The organism is Brasilonema sp. UFV-L1 (genome assembly GCF_012912105.1).
Taxonomy (GTDB): domain Bacteria; phylum Cyanobacteriota; class Cyanobacteriia; order Cyanobacteriales; family Nostocaceae; genus Brasilonema.
The window spans coordinates 1-2,672 of the sequence record NZ_QMEA01000266.1; the positions used below are offsets into that span (position 1 = coordinate 1).

Here is a 2,672-nt window from a genome sequence, read left to right on the forward strand (position 1 = left end):
CTCATAATTCAATCAAGTCCCCTTGTCAATAGGGTTTGAGACGCGCTAACCCTGAAACTTATTTATCTAATAAGTGTAATTATTAGTTCACGCTCGCTTAGCTAAAAACGTTACACTTCTGGAAATTACCTCTGCAATATCTGCTGGATCAAGTGAATAAATCTTTGCTAAAACCTCTTTTTTAATCATCTCAGAAGTCGAGGTTTTACTGATTTTTTCTTGATCCACTAATTTTATCTCCAAACCTTGACGGTATGCTGATAGAGATATTTCTCCATCTAAATAAAGTTGTAGCGTTTTGCTGTCGCCACCACTTAGATTTGCTAATTTTTGAAAGTTTTTGGAGTCAGTTTCAGGAATACTTTTACCCTTCAACCACCGATACACAGTTGAGAAATCTACACCAACCTTTTGGGCTAAAGCAGTTTGAGTCCAGCCGTCTTCTAATAGCTGCTCAATCAAATGAGTCAGCCGCTCTTGGCGTCTCTGAATGGTAGAAGACCCAGAATCATCAGTCATCAAAGTTAATTTATGGGTCATACTTACGTGAACTACTTTAGTCTTTAGTATTTAGTTCCATTGTGTCTCAACCTCCGCAAAAAGGTGCGGTTAGGGTCTGACATGGTGGAATTCAATAGTTGGCTATATATAACTACTTTATAATCAAAACTCTTATATTTACAAGGATTTGAGGAACTTACAATAAAACACTTTTATTATAAATATTTTTTATATTGTATAGTATAACACCAAATCATATTAAGAAATATTAATTAATTATGTGATTGATCTTGCATGATGCAATATTAGTATTGCATCATGCAAATATACCAGAGTATGTACAAAAGTAATGTCAGAAACGAGTCATTTAAGTACACCTTAATTTATAAAAGACTTTCAACCTTGTCGGAGGAGAAAACATGTCGATGTCATCCTCTAACTCTACTGTTGATTTGAATACACTTAACGCTACTCTCACTGACGAGAGTGAGCAAGTAAAGTTAAGTAAAGACTGTAAGCAAAACAAAACTAATGGTCAAAATCTGTCGAGTGTAGAAAATACGCTCAGCCTCGCTGAGGCACAAGAACTAAGGAGGTTAGAAACTACAGTTGAACGTTGTTTAAAAGCTTTTTGGCAGATAGGACAAGCCCTAAGAGAGATTCGAGATAAACGTCTGTATCGAGAACACTACAGTACTTTTGAGGAATATTGTATGACTCGCTGGGAGATGTCTCGGCGTTCAGCTTATCAATTGATTGAAGCAGCCTCGGTTTATGAAAATGTGCGCCATGGCGCACAAATTCTTCCCGCCAATGAGCGCCAAGCTCGTCCTCTGGTTGCACTTCCTCCCGAACAACAAAGACAAGCATGGGCTAAAGCGGTTTCTACAGCTCCAAGTGGCAAAGTCACAGCTGTTCACGTTACCCAAGTTGCTAAAGAGTATCAGCAAGGGAGTGTATCAACCAAATCCAGAAAGAAGAAAACTTCTGACAAACAACAATCAACTAACAACTCTACACAGTCAATTGCCAAGAGCTGCTGGAACTGCACTCATTGCAGCCGAGAATTTGTTGATGATCCCCACAGCTTTTATTGCTACCAGCTAGGGAAATTAAGCTTTATCGAAAAGGACGGTAATCAACGAGGGCAAAGCTGCGAATTCTGGACTCATCGATGGGCAGAGTCAGCAGAAATCAACAAGTCTCGACTACCATTACAAGAAACCTTTACCTTAACTCTACAACTGCCTGCATACTTACAACCATTGATACAAGATGTCGCCAAAGAATCTGGTTTAGTTGTAGTGGACTGGGCAGCGAAGCTTTTGGAAGAGGCAGTTTCTGGAAGGAATGCAGCCCACAGTACGCAAATTTATCAGGATTTTGCTGAGATTCCAGCGTCAGAAGTTGGCTGAGAAGAGGTAAATGCTGACGAAAGAACCGTTGCTTGAGAAAGGCTACCAAAATAATTGAATCTACTGCTGAGTTGTGAAAAATACAAACAAAGATAAAACGCCCACCTGACTTACGTAATAGACGCCGTGAACAAAATTACTTCAACCTGTGGGAGGATGTCAACCGATATGATGTTGAAGTACTGACCCTACTTCACAGAACTTTGTGTAGCACCACTTCGGCTGATTAAAGTCTGTACCCCTGCGTTGACTACTTCTGCCAATGCTTCAGACGGAAGCAATCGTATAGCATTTAATATCTGCTCTAGTCCGTATAATGATTCACTGGTGGGAGTACCTCCGTGAACCAGATATGCTTGTAATTCAGAAAGGCTCCATCCCTTCAATGCTGCTAGTTTTTCCAAATTTTCCATGTCTGGCCAAGCTTGACCAGATTCCCAAAATGTCACCGAAGAACGACTAACACCCAGTTTTTTGGCGAACTGGTGTTGACTTTGAGAGCTTCTTAACTCTTTTACCAATTTGGCTAATCGTTCTGCTTTTGAGTTCATATAGACATTTTAACTGAGTGCTGATGAGAAACCAAAATTATGGGATAAATTCTAAAAATCGGTTAATTAACTAACCAAAATTTGGTTAATATGTTAACCAGTAACTGTCAACACTAATTTCAGAGCGATAAGCCGGAGGCTTGACGCTCCTTTTCAAACTATAACCACAAAATAATGGAGGCGAGCGTAATCATAGCTGTATAAT

3 protein-coding genes are annotated in these 2,672 nt (G+C 39.5%); 1 reads left to right on the plus strand and 2 read right to left on the minus strand.

The window, feature by feature from the left end; all coding sequences use genetic code 11:
- Positions 1 to 87: 87 nt before the first annotated feature.
- Positions 88 to 540, minus strand: a complete 453-nt coding sequence (locus DP117_RS33865) for a helix-turn-helix domain-containing protein (protein WP_211176525.1) — start codon at positions 538 to 540, stop codon at positions 88 to 90.
- Between the two features lie 386 nt (positions 541 to 926).
- On the opposite strand from DP117_RS33865, the gene DP117_RS33870 reads away from it, so the two are divergent.
- Positions 927 to 1,916 (plus strand): hypothetical protein, encoded by a 990-nt coding sequence (locus tag DP117_RS33870; protein ID WP_169222532.1) that lies wholly within the window; start codon positions 927 to 929, stop codon positions 1,914 to 1,916.
- A gap of 188 nt (positions 1,917 to 2,104) precedes the next feature.
- On the opposite strand, the gene DP117_RS33875 is transcribed toward DP117_RS33870, so the two are convergent.
- Complete coding sequence (locus tag DP117_RS33875) at positions 2,105 to 2,467, minus strand: helix-turn-helix transcriptional regulator (RefSeq protein ID WP_169222533.1); 363 nt, start codon at positions 2,465 to 2,467, stop codon at positions 2,105 to 2,107.
- Positions 2,468 to 2,672: the final 205 nt, after the last annotated feature.

Excerpts from the sequence above, each read along its gene's own strand:
- DP117_RS33875 (WP_169222533.1), bottom strand. The coding sequence starts at position 2,467 with ATGAACTCAAAAGCAGAACGATTAGCCAAATTGGTAAAAGAGTTAAGA.
- DP117_RS33865 (WP_211176525.1), bottom strand. The coding sequence starts at position 540 with ATGACCCATAAATTAACTTTGATGACTGATGATTCTGGGTCTTCTACC.
- DP117_RS33870 (WP_169222532.1), top strand. The coding sequence starts at position 927 with ATGTCATCCTCTAACTCTACTGTTGATTTGAATACACTTAACGCTACT.